Source organism: Streptomyces sp. (assembly GCF_036566765.1).
In the GTDB taxonomy this organism is placed as follows: Bacteria; Actinomycetota; Actinomycetes; order Streptomycetales; family Streptomycetaceae; genus Streptomyces.
Window position 1 is genome coordinate 1 of sequence record NZ_DATCVQ010000527.1, and the last position, 3,859, is coordinate 3,859.

Consider the following 3,859-nt stretch of genomic DNA (forward strand, 5'->3'; position numbering starts at 1 on the left):
GGGCGGCGAGATCCTCACCCACGCCCCGGTCACCGAACTGCGCCGCGTGGCGGCCGAGGCGGAGGACGGCGACGACGGCCCCCGCACGCAGTGGCGCGTCGTCGCCGCCGACCGCGTCCTGCACGCCGACGGCGTCGTCCTCGCCACCCCTGCCTGGTCCGCCGCCGCGCTGCTCGCCGCCGAGTCGCCCGCCGCCTCCGCCGAGCTCGGCGAGGTCGAGTACGCCTCGATGGCCCTGGTCACCCTCGCGTTCCGGCGCGCCGACGTCACCGGCCTGCCCGGCTCCGGTTTCCTCGTGCCGCCCGTCGACGGCCGCACCATCAAGGCCTCGACCTTCTCCACCCAGAAGTGGAGCTGGGTCGCCGACGCCGCCCCCGACCTCTTCGTGCTGCGCACCTCCGTCGGCCGGCACGGCGAGGAGGAGCAGCTGGACCGCGACGACGCCGAGCTCGTCGACGCCTCCCGCGCCGACCTCCGGGCCGCCGTCGGCCTCACCGCCCCGCCCGTCGCCGTCACCGTCACCCGCTGGATCGACGGACTGCCGCAGTACCCCGTGGGCCATCTCGCCCGCGTCGCCCGGATCCGCGACGCCGTCGCGAAGCTGCCCGGGCTGCGCCTGGCGGGGGCCGTGTACGACGGCGTCGGCGTCCCCGCCTGCATCGCCTCGGCCCACCGCGCCGCCGACGAGATCATCGCCACGTCGAAAACCGCCGACCCTGGTGCCGGGCACTGTCCGTGACGGGCGAGAATAGACGTATGAGTGCGCCCGAAAAGATCCCGAACGCCGGTAAGAAGGCGAAGGACCTCAACGAGGTCATCCGCTACACCCTGTGGTCCGTCTTCAAGCTGCGCGACGTTCTGCCCGAGGACCGGGCCGGCTACGCCGACGAGGTCCAGGAGCTGTTCGACCAGCTCGCGGCCAAGGACATCACCGTCCGTGGCACGTACGACGTCTCCGGTCTGCGCGCCGACGCCGACGTGATGATCTGGTGGCACGCCGAGACCTCGGACGAGCTGCAGGAGGCGTACAACCTCTTCCGCCGCACCAAGCTGGGCCGCTCCCTGGAGCCGGTCTGGTCGAACATGGCGCTGCACCGCCCCGCCGAGTTCAACAAGTCGCACATCCCGGCCTTCCTGGCCGACGAGACCCCGCGCGACTACGTCTCGGTCTACCCCTTCGTGCGCTCCTACGACTGGTACCTGCTGCCGGACGAGGACCGTCGCCGGATGCTCGCGGACCACGGCAAGATGGCCCGCGGCTACCCCGACGTCCGGGCCAACACGGTCGCCTCGTTCTCGCTCGGCGACTACGAGTGGCTCCTCGCCTTCGAGGCCGACGAGCTCTACCGCATCGTCGACCTGATGCGTCACCTGCGCGGCTCCGAGGCGCGGATGCACGTCCGCGAGGAGGTCCCGTTCTACACGGGCCGCCGCCGGAGCGTGGCCGAGCTCGTGGCGGGCCTCGCCTGACCGTCGTACGAACCTGGTGACGGCCCGGCTCCCAGCCGGGCCGTCGCCCCTTGACCCGGAAGATCAGACGGCGGACGTCTTCGTCCGCCGCTCCAGCGACACCGGGTCCGGCTCCGGGTGCGGCGCGCATGTCTGCGCGCCGCACCGGCGTCTTTTCGGGCGTGCTACCCGGCGTCCAGCGCCGCCCGCAGCCCCGGGTCGTCCAGGGACCCCGGACCACGGGTCGCCAGGGTGGCCAGTACGTCGTCGGGCGGGACCGTGCCCAGGAGGGTCTGGCCGGTGGGGGAGGCCCAGTGGGGGTATGGGTGGGCCTCGGCGCGGGCGATGAGGAGGCAGCCGGCGGTGAGCAGGAGGGGCAGTGCGAACCAGGACAGGACCGGGGTGACCGGGGCGTCCTGAGGGAGCACCAGGAGCGCGCCGACGGCCAGGGCGACGGTCAGCAGCAGCGAGGCGAGCACCGACCGTACCCCCGCGGCGACGCTACGGCGGCCCGCGTCCGGCGCGGCCAGACCGGCCGTCACCAGCCGGTCCGCCACGGCCCGTACGGCGTCGGCGTCGGCGATCGCCGGACGTATCGCGGTCGTCCGCGCCTGTCCCGCCGGGCCTATCGCGCCGATCACCGAGCGCTCCAGGTCGTCCCGGCCGTCGGGGTCGACGACCGTCGCCCAGCCGGTGTGCGCGAGCAGCAGCCGGCGCGCGCGGTGCATCGAGACCAGGGTCAGATCGGCGACCCGCAGCGGGCCGCCGGAGAGGTAGGCGGCCTCGGGAAGCGTCAGTTCATGCTGTGGGTCGGGGTCCTCGCGGCGGGCGGGGCGTGCGGCGGCGACGGCGGCCAGACAGAGCCGGGCCGCGCTGACGGCGGCCGCGGCGCAGGCGACGAGAAGCAACGGGACCCAGAGCATGGCCGAGTTCTACGGGACGGCCCCGGCCGCGCGCCACGGGTTTCTCACGATGCGGACCGGGGCCGTCACCGGTGACGGGGCCGCCCCTAGCTGGAACTCCCGCAGCTCGAACCGCTGCTGGACGAACAGCTCGACCCGCTCGACGAGGACGAGCAGGACGAACCGCCGCTGGACGAGGAGCAGGACGAGCCGCTGGAGCAGGCCGACCCGCCTCCTCCGCCCCCGCTGCCGCCCGCGCCGCAACCGCCGCCGCCCCCGTCGCTGACCCCGGCGCACCACACGGCGACGAGGGGCGCCCCGCTGTCCGTATGGCCACTGCTCGTGTGCGGCGTGCGCGGCATCCGGGCCGCCGCGATGAGCTGCGCCTGGAGGACCGGGTCCGGCAGCGCGCCGAGGCCGCGCAGCGCGACCAGGTGCCCGGGGTCCGTCATGTACGCGGCCTGCTGCCGGTAGGCGCGCAGCGCGCGGTGGCCGGCCCCGGACACCCGACTCGCGGCGATCGCCCCGCAGATGAGCGCGCTGACGATGCCGAACAGCAGGGCGGGGATCACCTTCACGATGAACGGGACCGACATGTCCTCCTCCCAGGGGTCGAAGAACGCGAACGTGAGGAAGAGCGAGACGAAGATCATCCCGAAGGAGCCGAAGCCCTGGGCGACCGCCCAGCGGACGACGACGCGGCGGTCGGCGGGCGCGACGAGCAGCCCGCGCGCGGCCAGGCCGTCGCCGACCCCCTGGACCGCAGGGTGGCGCATGACGGCCAGCCGCAGGGTGTGCAGCGCGCCGTTCGGCGCGACCGCCAACTCCTGGAGGACGGCGTGCTCGACGGGGTGCCGGCCGGCCGGGCCGAGCGCGACGACGATGCCGGGGCCGCCGATGGCGATGATGCCGTCGGCGTGCATCGCGGCGAGGACGGTGTCCACCACGCGGGCCGGGCCGCCCTGCAGGAAGGCCGCCTCCGGCAGGTCGTGCAGCACGCCGCCGGCGCCCCTGCGGGAGGAGACGATCCGGGCGATCAGCAGGACCAGGCTGGTCAGGACGGCGAGGTAGACGAGTACGGCGAGCAGGTTCATGGCCATCACTTTCCCGCCAGCACGGCGCGAGCGGCGCGGACGAGCCGGGTGGCCCGTCCCGGCGGCCGGGCCCCGGCCCGGTCCTGCCACCAGTGCGTGAGCCGGCGGCGGGCGTCGGGGTCGGCGGGGCGGCCGGCGACGAGCAGGTGCTCGGCGAAGTCGAGCGCCTCGCGCCGGTAGCTGCCCGGCATCGGCCGGGAGGCCGCGTACGCGAAGAACGCCGGCCGGTACTCGGCCCCCAGGATCTCCGGCAGCTCCGGCGCGACCTTGGCGACGACCCCGGCCCGCTTGGCGACCAACGCCCGGCTCTGCACCCGCAGCCGCCGCACATCGAACCCCTCGGGCGCGGGCGTGCCCGCGACGAGCGCGGACAGCAACGCCGCCTGCGCGAGCCCGACGCGCTCACGCGCGCCG

At 74.8% G+C, this 3,859-nt stretch carries 5 protein-coding genes; 2 read left to right on the plus strand and 3 right to left on the minus strand.

The window, feature by feature from the left end:
* Nucleotides 1-739, plus strand: a 739-nt coding sequence (locus VIU94_RS30595) for a protoporphyrinogen/coproporphyrinogen oxidase (RefSeq protein WP_331916279.1), incomplete at its 5' end; no start/stop codon positions are given.
* 17 nt (nucleotides 740-756) lie between these two features.
* The gene (gene hemQ, locus VIU94_RS30600; RefSeq protein WP_331916281.1) at nucleotides 757-1,470 is read left to right on the plus strand and encodes a hydrogen peroxide-dependent heme synthase; all 714 of its coding nucleotides are present in this window, start codon (nucleotides 757-759) and stop codon (nucleotides 1,468-1,470) included.
* Between the two features lie 164 nt (nucleotides 1,471-1,634).
* Here hemQ and VIU94_RS30605 read toward each other — a convergent pair whose 3' ends face one another.
* The 3 genes from VIU94_RS30605 to VIU94_RS30615 form a co-directional block, all read right to left on the minus strand.
* Nucleotides 1,635-2,372, minus strand: a complete 738-nt coding sequence (locus VIU94_RS30605; RefSeq protein ID WP_331916283.1) for a TIGR04222 domain-containing membrane protein — start codon at nucleotides 2,370-2,372, stop codon at nucleotides 1,635-1,637.
* 86 nt (nucleotides 2,373-2,458) lie between these two features.
* Nucleotides 2,459-3,445 (minus strand): TIGR04222 domain-containing membrane protein, encoded by a 987-nt coding sequence (locus VIU94_RS30610; protein ID WP_331916285.1) that lies wholly within the window; start codon nucleotides 3,443-3,445, stop codon nucleotides 2,459-2,461.
* A gap of 5 nt (nucleotides 3,446-3,450) precedes the next feature.
* The coding region (locus VIU94_RS30615; RefSeq protein ID WP_524540651.1) for an SCO6045 C-terminal-like domain-containing protein at nucleotides 3,451-3,859 on the minus strand (409 nt) is incomplete at its 5' end.

Excerpts from the sequence above, each read along its gene's own strand:
- hemQ (WP_331916281.1), top strand. The coding sequence starts at position 757 with ATGAGTGCGCCCGAAAAGATCCCGAACGCCGGTAAGAAGGCGAAGGAC.
- VIU94_RS30605 (WP_331916283.1), bottom strand. The coding sequence starts at position 2,372 with ATGCTCTGGGTCCCGTTGCTTCTCGTCGCCTGCGCCGCGGCCGCCGTC.
- VIU94_RS30610 (WP_331916285.1), bottom strand. The coding sequence starts at position 3,445 with ATGAACCTGCTCGCCGTACTCGTCTACCTCGCCGTCCTGACCAGCCTG.